Below are 18,691 nucleotides of genomic sequence, written 5' to 3'. Positions count from 1 at the left end.
GTTAGCGGGGGTAATGGTTTGGCGGAAATAAAAACCAGGCAACGAAAAGGGGGCAAGAAGGCTGAGCAGCGCGCAGGCATGATCGAGCAGATCCTCGATGCAGCCGAATACCTGTTCTCCAAGCACGGCCTTTACGGCGTGACGTTGAAGGACGTGGCGCAGCACGTCGGTGTCCACCACACTTTGATCAACTACTATTTCGACGACAAGAAGGCGCTGTTCGAAAGGGTCTTTGCCCGCCGTGCCGCGGTCACGAGCGAGCGTCGGTTGAGGATGCTCGATGATTATGAAGAAGCGAGCTCGGGTAAACCGACGGTTGAAGGCGCGCTGCGCGCTTTTCTGGACACCGATCTTGATCTCTACCTAGAGGGGGGCGAGGGCTGGAAGAACTATGCGGCCCTCGCTTCGCAGGTAGCCAACACGCCGGAGTGGGGTGCGGCGATGATGGATGAACATTTCGATCCCGTGGTGCTCCGCCTGGTCGACCTCCTCAAAAAGGCGCTGCCGCAATCCAGCGTGGAAGACATCTTCTGGGGCTACCACTTCACCACTGGCGCCCTGATGCTCACCCTCGCTCGCACGGGGCGGATCGACAAGCTGTCCGGCGGGCTCTGCCGCTCTGATGATTTCGCGGCCGTAAAGCAGCGCATGTCCACCTTCATGGCAGCTGGTTTCCTGGCGATTTGCAATGCCCCTGCTCAAAGGTTGGAGGCAACAAAGTAGGCTCTCTAAACAGCAAGAGCTTGTTGACTAATTATCGCGTGAGTGAATAAGATGATGTTGTGACCCTAAGAAGTCGACGCGGATGCTGAGGGGAGACGGCAATCGTGAGGGAGCAACATCAGAAGGTTCCAGTAAGCCCGAGCGGGCTGGACGGACTTCATGTCCGCCGATAGCGCAGCCGCACCGCTGACCTTGCCGAACCAAGGCAGCGGCCGCAGGAACATGCTCGAGCGGGTTGTTGCGGCGGCGACGTTTCTCCTCATTGTTGCGTTCGCCGCCACGATCGATGGGTTCGCAACAACCGGCAATCTCGGCATCATCCTCATCAATTCCGCATCGCTCACCGTGCTCAGTTGCGGCATGGCCGTCGTCATCATCTCGCGCGGTCTCGATCTTTCGCTGATAGCCCAGATGGTGGCTGGGGCAACGATTTTCGGGATGCTGATCTCAGGCGGCGTCGCGGCGCCGCTGGCTCTTTTGGCCGCGTATCTGAGCATGGTCGCAATCGGCGCGCTGAACGCCTGGCTCATCGCCTATGTCGAAATTCCGTCGATGCTGGCGACGCTCGCGTCCTCCATGTTCATCGTCGGCTTATTCCGCTTTGCCGTGCTGCGCGGTGAATACCTGCTTCTTCTGCCGAAGTCGGATCCCACAGTTGCATTTTTCGCGGGCCGCCTACTGCCGTTCTTGCCCGTGCCGGTGGCGCTGATGCTCGGCACGCTCATGGCTACATGGTTCCTGCTGAACCGCACTGTAGCTGGCCGCATCATCTATGCCATGGGAGACAACTTCCAGGCGGCTCGGCTCAGCGGTCTGTCGGTCCGTGTGACGGCCATCGTTGTGTATGTGTTCGCAGCCTTCACCGCGATCACGGCCGGGCTGATCATGGCCTCGGCGAGCGGGGCGGTCGACTTCCGCACGGTCACCAACGGCACGCTTCTGTTCGAAGTAATTCTCGTGGTCGTGCTCGGCGGAATTCCGTTGCGCGGCGGGCGAGGAGGCCTGCGCAACATCATCGTCGGCGTGGCGCTGATCGCGGTTCTCCGCAACGGCATGACCCTGATGAACGTCACGACGCAAACGCAGGACATGCTGAAGGGCCTCATCCTGCTCGCGGCCATCATCACCGACAACTACCTCAATCCCAGGGACGCCGAGACAGACACAGCGGGCGATCTCTGACGATACGATCAACCAGGGAGGAAAGAATGACCTACAGAATGGGACATAGACTGGTGTCGGCAGCAGCCGGCCTGGTGTTTGCCGTTTCGATGCTCGCCGGCACGGGCACCGCCCATGCCCAGGATGAAAGCCCTATGGCCGGCAAGAAGGTGATCTTCGTGCCGATCTCCATGGGCATCTCGCTGACGGAAGGCTGGGCGCGCCGGATGCGCGAACATGCCGAGATCGGCGGTTACTCGTTTGAGGTGCGCGACGCAGCCTTCAATACGGGCATCATGTCAGAGCTGCTGGCTAAGGCGATCAGCGACAAGCCGGATGTGCTTGTGGTGCATAATCCGACCGTCCAGTTGCTTGCCCGCCAGATCAAGCAGGCAGAAGCCGACGGCATCAAGGTGCTGCAAATCAACCTTCAATCCAACCAGCCGTCGACCGCTTTCGTGGGTGCCAGCTGGGAGCGGATCGGCCGCGAAATCGCAGAAGACATCGTGAAGGAATGCGGCGCCGGAAGTGGCAAGTCCGGCAAAGTCGCCATCATCCCTGGCCAGCTGACGGCCGCCGACAGCGTGATGATGAACGAGGCTGCCTTCAAGGTCTTCGAGCAGCACAAGGAGATCGAGGTCGTGTCCAACCAGGCGTCGGATTGGGAGCCTGAAAAGGCGCGGCAGATCACCTCCACGGTGCTGCAGCAGCACCCTGACCTGTGCGCCGTGTTTGGCCACTGGGATGTCCATACGATGGGTGCGGGTAACGCCGTGAAGGACGCCGGGAAGTCCGACGACGTGCTGGTTTATTCCACCGGCGGAGGCGACGATGTCGCCTGCAAGGCCGTGGAAGAAAAGATCCAGCACCGCATCTGGAGCTATGACGCCGACGGCCAGGGCCGCGACGCCGGTACGCTCATCGACCTCATGCTGCAGGGCGCGTCCATTGAGGACGGATCCATGATGATCGCCCAATCGCCGCTTAAGATCATCAAATCCGGCGAAGGCTTCGACCCTTCCTTGTGCTGGAAGATGTGATTTCGTGACCTTGGCCGCTGCGGCGGCCGTCCGGCGGGACCCTGCGTCCCGCCCCTGCTTCCTCTACGAGACCGTTTTCATGGCCGCGGATTTCCATTTCGCCAGCCTGCCAGCGCAACGCGTGCCGCGTCTTGTCGTGTCGCCGCGCCGGCTGCTTGCCGACGTTCTGTCAAAGGGTTGGGTCGAAAGCCTGATCCCATTTGTCGCGCTGATCTGCGCGGTCTGTGGCATCCTTTTGGCGACGGACGGCTATTTCGCTCCCTCCAACCTGCGAAACCTCGCGCAATACGCGCCCGATGGCGGGCTGATCGTGATTGCCTTGCTCGTTGTTGTTGCCGTGGGCGGCATCGACCTGTCCGTTGGCTCGAACTTCGCCATGTCGGCCTTTGTGGCGCTTTTCTGCTTCCACATTCTCCAGCTACCGGTGGCCGCCGTGCTGGCCCTGACCATTCTCGCGGGAGCGCTGGTTGGAACGGTGAACGGTGCCATTGCTGGCCTTCTTGGCTGCGGCGCGCTTCTGACCACGCTCGGAACGATGATCACGGTCCGCGGCCTTTACACCCTTGCCTCGCAGGCGCAACTCGTTGAAATCTCAAGCTCGGCGCGAATGGACGACACCTGGGACTGGATCGGCTTCGAGAAGGTTTTGACGCTGCCGGTGGGCTTCTGGGTTCTGCTTGTCGTCGCCGCCTTGGCCTTTGTGATGTTCCGGCAAACACGCTTCGGGTGGCATCTTCTGGCCGTCGGCGGGAACCGCAAGGCTGCGCGTCACGGCGGCATCCGGGTGCGCCAAACGATATTCCTGAGCTACCTGCTTGCCGGATCGCTGGTAGGGCTCGCGGGCTTCCTGTTTGCGGCTCGACAAAACAGCATCGGCTCTGACACGGGCATCGGCATGGAATTCTTCGCGCTGACGGCACTCGTGGTCGGTCTTGGCGGCTTCGTTCCGGGGCGCGGCGCGGTGGTGTCGGTGCTGATCGGCTTCACGACCATCTACGTCCTGAACAATGCGATGGTGAACGCCGGCTTTCGCGGCGACTTCGTGCAGCTCTCCATGGGCGCGATCATCATCCTGATCCTCGCGGTCGACGTGAAGTTCCGCAAGAACCGGCACCGGCTCCTCGCCTCGACCTATCTCGACCCCGTGGCTTTCGAGACCGACGCCGTGAAAGGCATGCAGGGCCTGATGCCTGATGAAACCGCACCCAAGCTACGGGACGCCACAATCCTGGCCGTCGGTCAGGTCGATGGGCCGGAAGACGTGCTGCTCGACAAGGACGGCAACATCTATTGCGGCAGCCGCGACGGCTACCTGTTCCGCATCGCAGCGCCAGGCCATGAAAAGGCGGAGGTGCTGGCCAAGCTCGGCGGACGACCGCTTGGTCTTGCCTTCGATCGCCAAAACCGCATCGTCGTGTGTGTTGCGGGCATGGGCCTGATGCGCGTGTCGCTCGACGGTGCGGTCGAACTCCTGACCGATCAGGCGGAGCGAAGCCTGTTCAGTGTCCAGGACGACACTACCATTCGCATGGCCGACGATCTCGACATCGCGCCGGACGGAACGATCTTCTTCACGGACGCATCCAAGCGCTACGACATCGAGAACTGGGGACTGGATCTTCTGGAAGGCCGACCCAATGGACGCCTCCTGTCCTTTGATCCTGCAACCGGTCAAACGCGAACCGTTTGCGACAATCTGCGCTTTCCCAACGGTGTTTGCCTGACGCATGACGGAAAGTACCTGCTGGTCGCCAGCACATGGGAATGCTCGATCCTCGTGTTCGATCTGGCGCGCCTCCGCGAAGGTCCCCGGGTGCTGACCAGCGGGCTGCCCGGTTACCCCGACAACATCAACCGCGCATCGGATGGCGGCTATTGGGTTGCTCTGGCCGGAATGCGAAATCCCGTGTTCGATGCCGCGATGAAGAACCCGCAGCTGCGACGGCGCATGACCAAGCGTGTCCCGCCCACCAACTGGCTCTTTGGAAATCTGAACATTGGCGGCGTCCTGAAGATAGACGGAAGCGGCACCATCATCGATGCGCTGTGGGACACACCTGACGGGCCGCTCTACATGATCACTTCCATGCGCGAACATGAAGGCGCCCTGTATCTCGGTGGTGTAACCAACAATAAAATCGGTCGTCTCGAACTTACTGGTGCTGATCCCGGCTGGTGCGGCCCGACCAGCTACTGGGGGGCACAAGGATGATGAACCTCGTCGGCCGCACGAAAAATCCTCCAGCCATGACCCTCGAAGGCGTGCTTGGCCCCAATAGCCGGTTGGACGAGGCTGAGGGGCTGGCGATCGACGGCCCGGATGCCGTGGCCGTTCACCCTGACGGGCGGCTCCTGGTGAGTTCCGGCAAGCAAGTGGTGGTGTTGCCATCATGGGGTGCCGCCTCCGAGCGCTTCGCCATGCTCGACGCCGCAGTGACGGCGCTTTGCGTGAGCCGATCCGGCCAGGTAGCTGTCGGACTGGAAGGCGGTCGGCTCGCGATGTTTGACAGTTCGGGGCAGCCGCTAAACGGATGGGAACTCCCTGCCGGCCAGGCGGTCTCGGTTGTGGATTGCGCCTTCCGCAGCGACGACGAACTGCTGCTGGTGGATTGTGGCTATCCGGTCGCCCGAGAGGTGCTGGCGCGTGCAGCGTGGGATGCCGAACCGCGCGGAAAACTCCTGTCCCTCCGTCGATCGGGTGAGGTGGAGGTGATCCACGGCAAGCTGCATGCGCCGATGGGGCTGAGCTTGGATCAAGCCGGTCGCCCACAGGTTTCGTTGCTTGAACGCGCAGCGATAGTGGATGAGCGTGGCGCCGCAATCCGCAGCGGCCTTCCCGGCTATCTCGGCCGGCTCAGGCAAACGCAGCAGGGTTACCTGCTTGCCTGTTTGGCGCGCCGTGATCCGCTGATCGAGTTCCTGAAAACCGAGCGCGGCTTTGTTGCCACCATGAAGGACACGGTCGATGTCGCGCACTGGATTGCTCCGCGCGTATCGCCGGAGTTCAGCCACGACTTCCCCATCGAGCTTGGCGCCACCCGGCTGTTTGGCGAGGTGAAGCCGTGGGCGCCCTCCTTCTCATATGGGCTGCTGATCGAAATGGATGCGCAGCTTGTGCCTGTTGGCTCCTTGCAATCTCGTGCGAATGGCCGTCGTCATGCCATCAGCGACGTTGCAATCTGGGACGAGGCGATCGTAGCGGTGAGCAAAGGAAGCGGCGAACTCCTGAAGCTCGCAAGGGGATGTTCGGTTTCATGAGCACGCAGCCAGTCATCCAACTGGAGAATGCCACGAAGACTTATGGCGGTATCGCCGCGCTGGCGGGAGCGACCTTTGATCTCCTGCCAGGAGAGATCCACGCACTGGTCGGTGAAAACGGAGCTGGCAAGTCCACCCTTTGCAAGCTGATAGCCGGGGTGATCACGCCAAGCGAAGGGCACCTCCGCGTGGATGGTGAGGTGGTTGCGTTTGCAGCGCCAAAGGATGCCAGCCGGCGCGGCATCTCCATGGTCTACCAGGAAACGAGCCTGGTGCCGCAATTAACGGTCGCGCAGAACATCGTGCTTGGACGCGAAGCGGCCTTCAACTCGGTGCGTAAGGTGCGCAACGCTGCCCGGCAGGTTCTGCAGCGGCTCAACTTCAAGGTTGATCCGTCACAGCTCGCAGGGTCGCTGTCGGCAGCGAAGCGGCAGATGGTGGAAATCGCGCGCGCGGTGGTGAACGAAGCGCGCGTGATCATTCTCGACGAGCCCACAGCAGCGCTCACGCCCGAAGAAACGGACCACCTCTTCGATCTCATGCGCTCGCTGAAGCGCAGTGGGGTAGCCATGATCTTCATCAGCCACGCGTTGGAAGAAGCGCTGAACCACGCCGATCGCATCTCGGTGCTGCGCAACGGGCGCATGATCCAGACCGGGCCAGCATCCTCCTTCACTCGGGCGAGCTTGATCCGGCACATGATTGGTGAAGATCTTGCGGAACAAGCGCCGGCGAGACCGGCTGCAAACACCCGTTCCACTGCCGTGCCGGTGCTCCAGGTCGAGAACATCCGCATGGGCGCAATGGTCAACAACATGTCCTTTTCCATATTTCCCGGCGAAGTCACAGGGATCGCGGGCCTGATTGGTTCGGGGCGCAGCGAAGTCGCCAAGGTGATCATGGGTCATACCAAGCGCAACTTCAGCGGCGGCCGCATCTGGCTTGACGGTCGCGAAGTGCGCTACACGCTTCCGGCCCAGGCTGTAGCGGACGGTATCGCTTATGTCAGCGAAGACCGGAAGCTCGACGGTTTTTTCGAGACGATGGGGGTTGCCGAAAACATCGGTCTTGGATGGCTGGCCAAGTTTGGGCGTCGCTCGATCCTTGCCCCAAGGCACCGTATGCGTGCGCTGGCCGATGATTGGGAAAAGCGGTTGTCGATCCGGCGGATTGGCGCGAACCAGCCGGTGCTTCACCTGTCGGGCGGCAATCAGCAGAAAGTGGTGATAGCCAAGTCGCTGTCGCAGGAACCAAGGCTGGTGATCTTCGACGAGCCCACGCGCGGCGTCGACGTGGGCGCGATCGCCGAGATCAGGCAGATCATCCGATCCATCGCCAACAACGGCGCAGGCGTCATTCTGATCTCCTCCTACCTGCCGGAGATCCTCGACCTGTCCGATCGTATCCTCGTGGCCAAGAGCGGCACGATCGCGGCAGAGTTCTCCCGCGCAGACGCAACCGCCGAACGCATCCTACACGCCGCCGTCCACTAGCTGTTCGCTCAAGCTTCCAGACAGTCAGCCTTGCGCTCGGTCCCTGTCGCTCAAGCTGCGCATGCGTTTCGTCTTAAAACCGGATATTCGTTTCGGAAGTCGCAGGGGGCGAAGAATGCTTGAAAGCCGTCGTGGTTTGCCAAAGGTGGTCGTCCAAGTGGGTTTGCAACCATCATGATGCTCGTGTCCGCGCGCCAACCATTTGTGCGGCGATGATCGACCGGGCGTTGTTACCGCGTTAGGTTAAGCGTCCCGTTCCCACCTCGCGGGAAAGGCGTTGATGGATCGTGTAGACTGTATCGTTGCCGGCGCCGGGGTCGTTGGCCTGGCGATCGCGCGTGAACTTAGCCTTCGCGGGCTGGAAGTGCTCATCCTCGAATCGGCGGACGCCATCGGAACCGAGACCAGCTCGCGCAATTCCGAGGTGATCCACGCCGGCATCTACTATGAGCCCGGCAGCCTGAGGGCCGAGCTCTGCCTGGAAGGCAAGCAGCGGCTCTACACCTACGCGGCCGAGCGTGGTGTGCCGCACAGGCGCTGCGGCAAGTTGATCGTCGCGACCGAACCCGCACAGGTGCCAGTTCTGGCAAAGATCCGCAAACGCGCGGAAAGCTGCGGCGTGCACGATCTCGAATTGATCCCGGGCGAGGCCGCTGTGGCCATGGAACCAGCTTTGCGTTGCCACGCGGCCCTCGTCTCGCCGTCCACCGGCATCATCGACAGTCACGCGCTCATGCTTGCCTTTCTCGGCGACGCCGAGAATGCCGGCGCCATGCTGAGCCTTAACACAGAGATCCTGTCCGGTCGCATCGGCAGCGACGGCTTCGTTCTGCAGACGCGCGATGGCAAGACCGGCGAGCGCTTCGAGATCGGCACCACGCGGCTCGTCAACGCGGCTGGCCTCGGCGCCAACGCGCTGGCCGCTCAACTTCAGGGCTTCCCGCCAGACCACGTCCCGCCGCTCTACATGGCGCGCGGCTGCTATTTCGCTGCCGCCGGCAAACCGGCGTTCTCACGTTTGATCTACCCGGTGCCGGAGCCGGGTGGGCTCGGCGTCCATCTCACGCTCGACCTTGCCGGCAGCATGCGCTTCGGGCCGGATGTCGAGTGGATCGACACCAAAGACTACTCCGTCGATCCCAGGCGAGCGGCGCTCTTCTACGACGAGATCCGCCGCTATTGGCCGGACCTTGCCGATGACAGCCTGAGCCCGACCTATAGTGGCATCCGTCCCAAGCTTGCGGGGCCGGGCGCGCCGGCCGCCGATTTCAGGATCGACGGACCGACGGACCATGGGCAAATCGGGCTGGTCAACCTGTTCGGCATCGAGAGCCCCGGCCTGACGAGCTCGCTTGCTATTGCTGATCGCGTCCAGAAGGCGCTGACCACCTGCTGATCATCTTTTCTGAGGGAAGGCGGACATCACACGCAAACCTTGCCTCAGCTTCTAACCAGACGTTCCCGTCTCTCGCACGCAGCGGAACCACCATCTGGCTGAGCGCACCTGGCAATTGTCGCACGGACCGGCTGTTGTTTGTCACCGGGTATTGCAGTGACCGGGAATGGCCGGGATCCTGCGGTATCTGGCGATGATGCCTTACGCTGTAAGGGGGTGCGGGGCGTCGAGGCGGATCGGGCGGCGCGTCCGGTTTGACACAGGCAAAGTGCGAAACTGATGCGAATGAGCAGAAGGCGGCAGGCGGCGGGCATTCCCTCAAATGGAGCTTCAAGTTGAACCCCATGAGGCCTAGAAGCTTCTTCAAACGGCTTTGAAGCGCGGTTTAGCGAAGGCGGTCTTTTGAGCGCCGCAACCGTTGCGATGACCAGCCACACCGCCAAAATCCAAATTGAGGTTCCTACTTTGGTGGGAACCTCAACTTTCGTGGCTCAAACCTGCAGGATACAAGGGTTCTTGCCGCGAAAGCGTGTCCATTTGTGGTCCCTACCAGCGGGGTTTCGCCCCACGACAGGGCGAAACTACACCATCGAAAAAACCACATACCAGTTCGCCGCGCGGCGCGGCGAACCTCACTTCCGCTTATTGCGCCGGCCGGCGACGTAGCGATAGACCGCTTCAAGCTCGTCATTGGCGAGCTGCGAGACGCTGTCATGCTTAAAGCGCCGCCGCATGTAGTCGGCGAGGGCTTTTGCCTCGTCAGGCTCTTTGGTGTTGATCTTGATGTAAGCGATGTGGCGTTTGCGCCAATTGTCTCCATTCTTCACCGGCGCCGAAGCCGCAGAGCTTAGCCGGCCGAGCCACTGGTTGAGGAACCTACGCGCCTTTTCGAAATCATCCAGGGCGATCAGCGAATAAGATGGCACTCGGCAATGGGCGTTCAGCGAGGCCCAAACCGACCGGTGCGAGGCAGGCTTCGTGCTGATCTTGTCTTCTGTTTCGACCACTTGGTCGACAAGTGCCTTCAGCGTCGCGCGTTGCGCTTCGCTGATATGCTTCTCTCCTGGCTTGGTCTCCGCCTTAACCCTAGTCACGTGGTTATGGGTGTTGATGATCTGGACGTTAGATCCAGTATGCGCGAACCCCACGCCGGATACGTTGCCTCTAATTGTTTCCATCGAAACACTGCGAGCAACAGCATCAAGATTAGGCGATCGGGTGCCAGTTAACACGTACTGGACATCCACCCCTAACTTCGTAGCTGCCGCCAATAGGCTGCTCTTAAACTCACTTAACCCAGCCTCAGACTTTCGAAGCGTCTCTCGGTGCACCCCCAGCATCCGAGCAAACGCGGCTTGTGAGAATTCCAGCCGTTCCCGCTCCTCAACGAAGCGCTCCGCAATATCAACCTCATCCATGCCGCAAAACTTGACATGCCAAAAAACTTGGCATACCTCCCTCTGTGTGAACCCCAATTGCCGTTCGCATTCGTGTTTCGATCACCCACAAAAAGCGGGCTGCGCGAACAGCCCGCTTAAAGCGAGGAAGACCTATGACCCAGCACAGAGATTGGGATTGGCATTCCATCAAGGCGGAGCTTCACCGGCGTGGGATGACGCTGACGAAGCTGGCCGAACTCAACGGTCTGGATCCCTCCGCCTGTCGGCAGGCGGGGAGCCGCGTGAACCGCAAGGCCGAGGCTGCCATTGCTGACTTCCTCGGCGTTGCGGTCGCCAAGCTTTTCCCCGACCGCTACCCGATCCGGACATCCAAGATACTTTCTAGCAAGTACGACAAACCAAATGCGAGTCTGAAATCGCGCCCGCAAAACAACCGGGCTGCTTAGATCATGCGCGCGCTGACTCTCTCTGATCTGCGCGAAGTTGCGGCCGAACCTCGCATCAAAGACGTTAAACTGGCCGAAGTGCTCGGCCTCGGCCGAGCCCGCAGGGTGCGCGAGATGATCATCCGGAATCGCCCTGAGATGGAGGGCTTCGGTCCTCTCAAAACTTACCGGGGCGCAACAACCGTTTCCGGTGGGAGGCCCGACTACCAAGGTTTTTGGCTCAACGAAGCCCAAGCTCTTCTCGTTTGCATGTTTAGCCGCACCGAAAAGGCGGCGGCCGTGCGCGCCCAGGTCATACGAGTTTTCTTGGCCTGGCGGCACGGGAGCTCGCCTGCAGCTTCCGACCCACTGCAGGCGTTCGAGCGCCGCATCTCCGTGCTTGAGCAGGCAACCGAGTTCCAGCCCATCAGCGAAGGCGCCACCTTCGCGCGGGCAGTCGCGCATCTGCCCATGTTTCCAGGCCAAAGGCACAAGAGATATCCAAAGTTCTGGGGCGATATCGAGGTTCGCGAGTACCTGATCAAACTCCACCGGCAGCACGAGCTTGCCGTGGTGCACAGTAGTGCGCTCGCCAGGTTCGGGGAAAAGCGAACACCTAGCATCAGCGCCATTCATCGCTTCTGGATGCGTCTCGATAGCCACAGAGGTCATGCGCCGTTCTCCACTACCTATGCGCCCCAGGTGGAGGCAAAACGCTGATGCGTGACGCAGAACAGGCCTCCAGATGCTCTAGCCTTTGCCATCCGGCAGTGCCGGCAGAGCAGGTCAATCCAATCTTCGAGCGTCCTGCTCCGGCTGTCAGGCCGGTAGTCTTGCCCTGCGCCACACAATCAGCATCGTCGGCGGATCCTCTTGCCACAATGACGAAAAGCGCTGCCGAAATTGGCAATCGCAACCCCTTCATTCCCGCACATTCGCAGTTCTGCCGCGCAGCCAATCGGCTCGACGACGCGCTCATGGCCGCCGCCGCGCTGAGCGCAACTGTGATCGCTCTCATCCGCCTGCTTGTGAGTTAATCGTGACGTTGAACCCCTATTCTGAAGAAGAGCGCCTGCAGGCCATGCTGGCTAGCTGCTATGCAGCGGTGCAGACAGGCTTTCGCCACCTGGCGCTTCGCCACATCATCAACCCGCCGCATGAATGGTTCGACGCGGCTCTGGCTCGCCAGATCGCCATCCACATTCTGGCCGTCCGCTTCGACGTCCCGAAAAGGCGTATCGTAGCAATGCAGGCACGCCAGCGAACCAGCATCAACTTCGCGGTCATTGCGATCGACACGCGGCTGGACGATCCCATGTTCGAGCGCGCCTACCGTCGCATGTCCGATCGAGCGGTCGAGATCTTCGACGCCAAGATCAATAAGGCGGCTGCCTGATGGTCCAGGTCAAGCAGATCGCCATCAGCGATATCGTCGTTCCAGAGCGTTTGCGGGCAGTTGAAGAGGAGCATGCGCTCGCGATCGCGCAGTCGATCGTGGAACATGGCCTCATCAACCCGGTCACAGTTCGCGCCACGCCGGCAGCAAAAGGCGGGAGCTACACGCTTGTGGCTGGCGCTCATCGCCTAAGGGCTTTCGAGATCAACGAAGAGAGCCTGATCGAGGCGGTCATCGTCGAAGCAGACAAGGCCGAGGCGCAGCTCATCGAGGTAGTCGAAAATCTCTTCCGGAACGACCTGTCGGTGATGGATCGAGCCACCTTCGTTGGCACCTATCGACAGGTCTGGGAGGGCAAGTACGGCAAGATCGAAGCGGGTCGTCCAGGAAATAGGGCCAACTTGGCCCAATTACTGGAGGAGGAGGCGGAAGCCGGCGGCTTCGCGCAGCACGTCGCGGATCGGATGGGGGTATCTTCCCGTTCCATCAAGCGGCTAAATCTCATCGCTCAGCACCTTCACCCCGAGGTCCGGAGCGCGGTACGCGGAACGGCCATCGCCGACAATCAGTCAGCGCTTCTCAAGCTCGCCAAGATGGAACCGGCCAAACAGCGCCGGATGGCGATCGCGTTCAAATCGGAAGGTCCGGATCTCAGCAAGGCCATGGTGCTGGTCGAGGGCGCGAGGCCCAAGATCAACGCCCAGGATGCCGCCTTCTCGTCCCTTATGGATGCATGGGCGAGAGCCAATGCCGCGACCCGCGCGCGGTTCCTTACGGAGATCAAGGCCGCACCGAACGAAGCGGACGGAGCAGGCTCATGAGCAAGCTCCATCCCGACCAGTTCGACCTCTTCAGTGAACCGCATTTTCCGGTTCGCTCCGCCGCCAAGCAGATCGACCTCCAGCGTTTCCGTTCCAAGCTGAAGCGCGCCATGGCCGAGGCGATCAGGCAGTGCCCCTACGACCGACCGGTGATCGCAGCACGCATGGCGCAGTATCTCGGACTGCCTTCCATCAGCAAGGCAGCGCTCGACGCCTACACGGCCGAAAGCAAAGACACTCACGACATCAGTCTGACGAGGTTCAAGGCCTTCGTTCGCGCAACAGGTGCGGTGTGGCTTTGGGACATGGTTGTCTCGGAGGACGGCCTCACGCTGCTTGAGGGGGATGAGGCTCGGCTCGCCGAGATCGCGCTTCTGCAACAGGAACAGCGGGCGCTGGCGCAGAAGCTAAGCAATCTCCGCTCCGTCCCCGTCAATGTGAAACGGCGGGGGCGCTGACCGATGGTGGCCGCGAAGGAATGGTTCTCCCTGGCCGAATTGGCGGAGGCAAAGCTCCCAGGCATGCCGCAGTCCATCCAGGGTTACGACAAGCTCGTCGCCCGCGAAGGATGGCGAGGGCAGGGCACGAAAGCGCGGAAGCGGAGTGGCAGATCGGGCGGAGGCGGCTTCGAATATCACCTGTCGCTGCTTCCACGAGAGGCGCAGGCGCGACTGTTGATCGTCCATGCAGCGCCCGCCAACGACGACGTCGACGAGAAGGCGGCACAGAAGGCTGCTCTATGGGCGCGATACGAGGCACTCTGCAGCGGACATAAATCGACCTGTGAAGAGCGACTTAAGGCACTTCAAGCCATCGACGAGCTCCGGAGCGGAGGGCTCGTCCTTAATGCGGCTGTTTCGGTGGTTGCCCAACGGTTCAACGTCAGCCCGAGGACCATCTACTACTGGCACGGGCTGGTGCAGGCGCATCCCCGTGAGGACTGGCTCGCTGCCCTTGCACCGGCGTTCGCCGCCGCTGCCACGGCCGAGCGTTCCCCTTGCCATCCGGATGCTTGGGAGTTCCTCGCGTCAGACTATCTGCGAGCAGAAGCGCCAACATTTTCGAGCTGTTATCGTCGGCTCCTGCAGGCCGCGAAGAAGAAAAAGTGGGCGCCAATCCCAGCTGAGCGTTCGTTGCGGCGCCGACTCGATGCCGAGGTGCCCGAGGCCGTCCAGATCATTGCCCGCAAAGGGAAGGAAAAGGCGAAGTCCCTGTTTCCTGCGCAGCGACGGTTGCGCGATGAGGGGCACGCCATGCAGGCCGTCAACATGGATGGCCACAAGTTCGATGTGTTCGTTCGGCTCGACGACGGGCACGTTACCCGCCTTTTCCTGCTCGGTATTCAGGACCTTTATTCCGGCAAGCTGCTCGCCTGGCGTCTGACCGATTCCGAAAACAAGGAAACCGTCCGCCTGGTCATCGGCGACATGGTCGAGCGGTTCGGCATTCCCGACAGGATCACGCTCGACAACGGCCGCGCCTTCGCCTCGAAATGGATCAGCGGCGGCTCCCCGAACCGATACCGCTTCAAGGTTCGCGAGGAAGATCCTCAGGGCCTGCTTACCGCCCTCGGTGTTGAGCTGCGCTGGACCCAACCCTATTCCGGTCAATCCAAGCCAATCGAGCGCGCCTGGCGCGACCTGGCCGACGATATCTCACGGCATCCGGTCTGCGCGGGCGCCTTCACAGGCAACAGGCCGGACGCCAAGCCGGAAAACTACGCATCGCATGCGGTACCGCTGGACGTGTTCAAGGCGCATGTCGACAGACAAATCGCCGAGCACAACGCCCGCACCGGCCGCACCTCCAAGGTCTGCGCCGGGCGGAGCTTCGACGAGACGTTCCAGGCCAGCATGGCCGATCCGGCCACGATCGTCCGCTGGCCAAGCAACGCGCAGCGCGCGCTTTGGCTTCTGGCCGCAGAACGCATCCGGGCACAGAAGGGCAGCGGCGAGATCCACCTGTTCGGCAACCGTTATTGGTGCCGCGAGCTCAACCGGCTCGCCGGCCGCTACGTAACGGTCCGGTTCGATCCGGATCATCTAACGAAGCCGATCAAGGTCTACGACGAAAGCAATGTCCTGGTGGGCGATGCAGAGTGTATCGCGGACACCGGCTTCTATGACGTCGATGCTGCTCGCCGGCACGCTCGGGCACGGAACGACCACCAGAAGGCGCTCGCGGCCGAGCGGCGCGCGCTCGCCAGGATGTCGGCCGAGGAGCTTGCAGCCATTCTTTCGAGCGGAGAGCCCGAGGTTCAGGAGCAGCCGCCATCCGCGCCTCCGCGCATCACCCGTCTCGTCACGGGCAATCTCGCTGTGAAGCACATCCCACAGCACGAGGACGACGATTTTGAAGCCAGTTTTTCGAGAGCTCTGAGCCGGATCTCCGGCGGCGCTTCGATCCATGAATTCCCGCAAGGGAATACGCCGGGAAGTAACGAGTACGGTTCCCAAAAAAATGGGCGGGAGTGATCCCGCCCAACAATCCGCCCTGCAAACAGGGCTTTGTTCAAGGAACCCAATAGATGAACGAGATCGTCGGCACAAGCCAGATTAGGGGCGCACCGGTTTGGGAGCGCCCGCTTCAAGGTCCTGATAAGGGGCTTTCGAACCGCTCAGAAACAGACATCCAGCAGTGGTGGACACTGGTGGACATGGTGATCGCCGTTGCGACCCAGAACGGATGGACAAAGGCTGAGGTCGCTCGCCGCATCGGCATGGCAGACGGCACCTTCTCCCAATGGTTTTCAGGCAAATACACAGGCCGCCTCGATAACACGAACAAGCAGGTCCAGCAGTGGATCGATGCCGTCGAGGAAACATCTGGCCTCGCGGCAAGCATCCCGAGCTCACCAGCGTTCCTGAAGACGAAAGCCGCCGTAGAGGTGATCGAAACGCTCACCTGGGCCCAGATGGCGGCCGACATGGTGATCATCACCCTCGAAGCCGGGATGGGAAAGACCGTAGCGTGTCGCCAGTTCCTTGGATCGCGGCCGCACGTCTTCATGGCGACCATGTCGCCCCACACCAAAACCGTTCACGGCATGCTTTCCGAGCTCGCAGCCGAGCTCGACGTGATGGTCCATAATCCCGCGAAACTGAAGCGCGCGATCGGCCGACGACTGGAGCGCACCGGCGCTGGTACTTTGCTCATCGTGGATGAGGCACAGAACCTGACCGACGAGGCGGTCGACCAGCTGCGCCACTTCGTCGACATCTACAAATGCGGCGTTGCGCTTGTCGGCAACACCGAGATCTACAACCGCTTCCGCAACCGCGATGACGGGAAGGGCGGGAAGGAAGGTCCTTCCTTTGCCCAGATCAAGCGACGCATCGGCAAGCGCCTGCAGCGCACTCGGCCGCACGAAGAAGATCTTCGCGCCTTCATCTCCGCCTGGAATGTCTCCGATCCTGAGGCGGTCAAGTTTCTGATCGGCATCGGCAAGAAAGGCGGCGCGCTCGGCCAGATCGACAAGACCATGAAGCTGGCCGTGATGTACGCGACCGGCCGGGGTGAGACGGTCGCCCGACAGCACATCGAAGCAGCCTGGAAGAACCGCGATGTGGAGTGGCAGTAATGGATGCCACCCTCTCGACCGAGCTGCGGGATCTCGCCGACATCGCCAAGCGGCGCGGCGCTCACCAAGTTGCCCAGCGCCTGCAGCTGATGCTGGAACTGGCTGTCTCCCTTGAAACCGAGCTCCTGGCCCACCGGCAGCTTGAGGCTCACCGGGCAGGCCGTCGGTACCTGGAACAGGAAGCAGCCAAGTCCCTGCAGGTGAAGGAGGGCGGCAGCAATGTCGTCAGCCTTCATTCTCGGAGGGAAAGCTGATGGGCATGTCGCTGGAACTCTCAGACGGCATCGCGGATCTGTCCGCCATGCTTTTCGCTCACGAAAGCGGTGAACGCGCCCTGACGAAAAGAAAGGCGCGATATGTGCGGGAGTGTTTGCGAGCGATGTGGCACCGCGCTCGCGAGCTTGAAAACCTTGCCAGCCGCAAAGAATGGAACCGGCTTTCTCGCGAGGAGCGCGAGGAGCGCGAGGAGCGCGAGCAGCGCCGGCGCGAGCAGCTGCGCCTTGCCGACGCTCTCAGCGTCCCTGGCACGAACGTCGTGCTGTTCCCGATCGTGCCTCGACCGATCCCTGCCGAACAAGCAGACACGGGTGGGTCAGCGGCATGAGCGACCTCGAGAAACTTATGGCTGCGGTCGATCGCGTCGATGTTCTCGACGCCGCCGGCCGGGTTATCGCCAACCCCACCCGGCACATGGCTAGCGCTGCCAGCGTGATCAAGATGGCGCACGCGGTGGAGCTGTTCTGGAAGGCCGTCGTCGAAGCGGATCTGCTTGTCCGCGCTCTCGATCTTCCAAAGACCGGCGAGGCAAACAGCGACGCGGCCCGAGAGGCCGCTATCGAACTGCAATCCCAGGAAGTGCGCCGGATCCTTTTCACGATTTACGGCGGCACCAACGAACCGATGGAGAACGAACATGCAGCTGGATGACCAGACCGCCCAGGCCGTGATCCTGGAAGAGAAGCCCGACGCCGGCGTCACAGTTGTGAACGGCAAGAACTACATGCCCGATGCAAAGGGCAACCTTGTCCCGGTGGAATCCATCAAGCCGGCCGACAAGCTGGAAGACGAAACAGTCCGGAAGGTCATGGGCTACGCTCGCGAGCTTTCGGCGCAGATCACGCGCTTCAAGCAGCACACGTTCAACGATCTCGGAGCTTTCGAGGCGCTCCTCGAGCAGGAGTACGGGGCGAAGAAGGGCGGCACGAAGGGCAACAAAACCTTCATGACCTTCGACGGCCTCATGAAGGTGCAGGTCCAGGTGCAGGACCACATCGATTTCGGCCCGCAGCTCCAGGTCGCCAAAGCGCTGATCGACGAGTGCTTGACCGAGTGGTCGGCCGACAGTCGCGCGGAGATCCGCACCCTCGTGACGCGCGCCTTCAACACGGACAAGGCCGGCCAGATCAATCGCTCCGAGATCTTCATGCTGCTGCGCATGGAAATCGAGGACGAGCGCTGGAAGCGGGCCATGGAAGCTATCCGCGATGCAATGCGCGTCGTCGGCTCGAAAACCTACGTCCGCTGCTACCAGCGCCGCTCGATCGAGGACGGCTGGCAGGCCGTCACGATCGACCTGGCGAAGGCTTGAAGGAGGCGGCGATGAAGACGTTCGAAGTCACCGTTACCAGCGTCGTGCAGGTCAAGCTCGACGAGAGGGCTTTCACACCGGAGTTCTACAAGGAGTTCATCGAGCACTTCTTTCCCTTCGACACGTTGGAGCTGCATGCGCAGCACATCGCCCAACTCGCCGCCCGCGAGGTGTTCGACTTCGGCTGGAACCGCAAAGAGTTTGTCGAGGGTTACGGCGAGATCGGGCCGATGGGCATCTATGCCCGCGTTCAGTCCATGGAAACGGTGACCGAAGAGGTCGCGACAGATCCCGTAAACCTGCAGGGCTCCGGTCCGGCGCCGATCGAGCCGAGGGAGGGTTGAGGCAATGAACCGAGCCCCCGCCTTTCCCGCCCACCATTGTTCGTCCGAGTACGCGAAGATGTGCGC

At 61.5% G+C, this 18,691-nt stretch carries 21 protein-coding genes and 1 pseudogene; 21 read left to right on the top strand and 1 reads right to left on the bottom strand.

Annotation, left to right across the window (positions count from 1 at the left end; genetic code table 11):
- Nucleotides 1-78 precede the first annotated feature (78 nt).
- The 7 genes from J5Y06_RS12560 to J5Y06_RS12530 all read left to right on the top strand — a co-directional run bounded on the left by J5Y06_RS12560 (nt 79) and on the right by J5Y06_RS12530 (nt 9,071).
- A complete protein-coding gene (locus J5Y06_RS12560) occupies nt 79-723 on the top strand; it encodes a TetR/AcrR family transcriptional regulator (RefSeq protein ID WP_245247797.1) in 645 nt (214 codons plus the stop codon).
- 159 nt (nt 724-882) lie between these two features.
- Complete coding sequence (locus J5Y06_RS12555; RefSeq protein ID WP_209335484.1) at nt 883-1,905, top strand: ABC transporter permease; 1,023 nt, start codon at nt 883-885, stop codon at nt 1,903-1,905.
- A gap of 26 nt (nt 1,906-1,931) precedes the next feature.
- Nucleotides 1,932-2,924 (top strand): sugar ABC transporter substrate-binding protein, encoded by a 993-nt coding sequence (locus J5Y06_RS12550; RefSeq protein WP_209335483.1) that lies wholly within the window; start codon nt 1,932-1,934, stop codon nt 2,922-2,924.
- A 79-nt stretch (nt 2,925-3,003) separates the two neighbouring features.
- Complete coding sequence (locus tag J5Y06_RS12545) at nt 3,004-5,136, top strand: ABC transporter permease (RefSeq protein WP_209335482.1); 2,133 nt, start codon at nt 3,004-3,006, stop codon at nt 5,134-5,136.
- Nucleotides 5,133-6,182, top strand: a complete 1,050-nt coding sequence (locus tag J5Y06_RS12540; RefSeq protein WP_209335481.1) for an NHL repeat-containing protein — start codon at nt 5,133-5,135, stop codon at nt 6,180-6,182. Before J5Y06_RS12545 ends, J5Y06_RS12540 begins: the two co-directional genes overlap by 4 nt.
- Nucleotides 6,179-7,675 (top strand): sugar ABC transporter ATP-binding protein, encoded by a 1,497-nt coding sequence (locus J5Y06_RS12535; protein ID WP_209335480.1) that lies wholly within the window; start codon nt 6,179-6,181, stop codon nt 7,673-7,675. The genes J5Y06_RS12540 and J5Y06_RS12535 overlap by 4 nt, the downstream gene beginning before the upstream one ends.
- Nucleotides 7,676-7,955: 280 nt before the next feature.
- A complete protein-coding gene (locus J5Y06_RS12530) occupies nt 7,956-9,071 on the top strand; it encodes an NAD(P)/FAD-dependent oxidoreductase (protein WP_209335479.1) in 1,116 nt (371 codons plus the stop codon).
- Between the two features lie 632 nt (nt 9,072-9,703).
- Here J5Y06_RS12530 and J5Y06_RS12525 read toward each other — a convergent pair.
- On the bottom strand, nt 9,704-10,489 hold the full coding sequence (locus J5Y06_RS12525; protein WP_209335478.1) for a helix-turn-helix domain-containing protein: 786 nt from the start codon (nt 10,487-10,489) through the stop codon (nt 9,704-9,706).
- A gap of 194 nt (nt 10,490-10,683) precedes the next feature.
- Here J5Y06_RS12525 and J5Y06_RS12520 point away from each other — a divergent pair, with 194 nt between their 5' ends.
- From J5Y06_RS12520 to J5Y06_RS12460, 14 genes and pseudogenes are all read left to right on the top strand, one after another.
- Nucleotides 10,684-10,917, top strand: a complete 234-nt coding sequence (locus tag J5Y06_RS12520) for a helix-turn-helix domain-containing protein (RefSeq protein WP_245247796.1) — start codon at nt 10,684-10,686, stop codon at nt 10,915-10,917.
- Nucleotides 10,918-10,920: 3 nt separating this feature from the next.
- Nucleotides 10,921-11,616 carry a hypothetical protein gene (locus J5Y06_RS12515; protein WP_209335476.1) on the top strand — a complete coding sequence of 232 codons (696 nt, stop codon included), beginning with the start codon at nt 10,921-10,923 and terminating at the stop codon, nt 11,614-11,616.
- A gap of 161 nt (nt 11,617-11,777) precedes the next feature.
- Nucleotides 11,778-11,933, top strand: coding sequence for a hypothetical protein (locus J5Y06_RS12510; protein WP_209335585.1), 156 nt, complete (start codon nt 11,778-11,780; stop codon nt 11,931-11,933).
- A 44-nt stretch (nt 11,934-11,977) separates the two neighbouring features.
- Nucleotides 11,978-12,292 carry a hypothetical protein gene (locus tag J5Y06_RS12505; RefSeq protein WP_245247825.1) on the top strand — a complete coding sequence of 105 codons (315 nt, stop codon included), beginning with the start codon at nt 11,978-11,980 and terminating at the stop codon, nt 12,290-12,292.
- The gene (locus tag J5Y06_RS12500) at nt 12,292-13,113 is read left to right on the top strand and encodes a ParB N-terminal domain-containing protein (RefSeq protein WP_209335475.1); all 822 of its coding nucleotides are present in this window, start codon (nt 12,292-12,294) and stop codon (nt 13,111-13,113) included. Before J5Y06_RS12505 ends, J5Y06_RS12500 begins: the two co-directional genes overlap by 1 nt.
- Nucleotides 13,110-13,571: a hypothetical protein gene (locus J5Y06_RS12495; RefSeq protein ID WP_209335474.1), complete on the top strand. Its 462-nt coding sequence runs from the start codon at nt 13,110-13,112 to the stop codon at nt 13,569-13,571. The genes J5Y06_RS12500 and J5Y06_RS12495 overlap by 4 nt, the downstream gene beginning before the upstream one ends.
- A gap of 3 nt (nt 13,572-13,574) precedes the next feature.
- Nucleotides 13,575-14,285: pseudogene (locus J5Y06_RS23085) on the top strand (DNA-binding domain-containing protein); the annotation flags it as partial.
- Between the two features lie 81 nt (nt 14,286-14,366).
- Entirely contained in the window at nt 14,367-15,587 is a 1,221-nt protein-coding gene (locus tag J5Y06_RS23080) for a transposase domain-containing protein (RefSeq protein ID WP_245247824.1), read from the top strand.
- A 53-nt stretch (nt 15,588-15,640) separates the two neighbouring features.
- Entirely contained in the window at nt 15,641-16,693 is a 1,053-nt protein-coding gene (locus J5Y06_RS12485; protein ID WP_209335472.1) for an AAA family ATPase, read from the top strand.
- Entirely contained in the window at nt 16,693-16,947 is a 255-nt protein-coding gene (locus J5Y06_RS12480) for a hypothetical protein (protein ID WP_209335471.1), read from the top strand. Before J5Y06_RS12485 ends, J5Y06_RS12480 begins: the two co-directional genes overlap by 1 nt.
- Nucleotides 16,947-17,297 carry a hypothetical protein gene (locus tag J5Y06_RS12475; protein WP_209335470.1) on the top strand — a complete coding sequence of 117 codons (351 nt, stop codon included), beginning with the start codon at nt 16,947-16,949 and terminating at the stop codon, nt 17,295-17,297. Before J5Y06_RS12480 ends, J5Y06_RS12475 begins: the two co-directional genes overlap by 1 nt.
- A complete protein-coding gene (locus J5Y06_RS12470; RefSeq protein WP_209335469.1) occupies nt 17,294-17,620 on the top strand; it encodes a hypothetical protein in 327 nt (108 codons plus the stop codon). Before J5Y06_RS12475 ends, J5Y06_RS12470 begins: the two co-directional genes overlap by 4 nt.
- Nucleotides 17,607-18,281 carry a DUF3164 family protein gene (locus J5Y06_RS12465; protein WP_209335468.1) on the top strand — a complete coding sequence of 225 codons (675 nt, stop codon included), beginning with the start codon at nt 17,607-17,609 and terminating at the stop codon, nt 18,279-18,281. The genes J5Y06_RS12470 and J5Y06_RS12465 overlap by 14 nt, the downstream gene beginning before the upstream one ends.
- Before the next feature lie 11 nt (nt 18,282-18,292).
- Entirely contained in the window at nt 18,293-18,625 is a 333-nt protein-coding gene (locus J5Y06_RS12460; protein WP_209335467.1) for a hypothetical protein, read from the top strand.
- The last annotated feature ends 66 nt before the right edge of the window (nt 18,626-18,691 follow it).

Source organism: Tianweitania sediminis, assembly GCF_017813335.1.
In the GTDB taxonomy this organism is placed as follows: Bacteria; Pseudomonadota; Alphaproteobacteria; order Rhizobiales; family Rhizobiaceae; genus Tianweitania; species Tianweitania sediminis.
The sequence above is the reverse complement of the archived record's forward strand: the minus strand, read 5'-3'. Positions and strand labels throughout refer to the sequence as shown.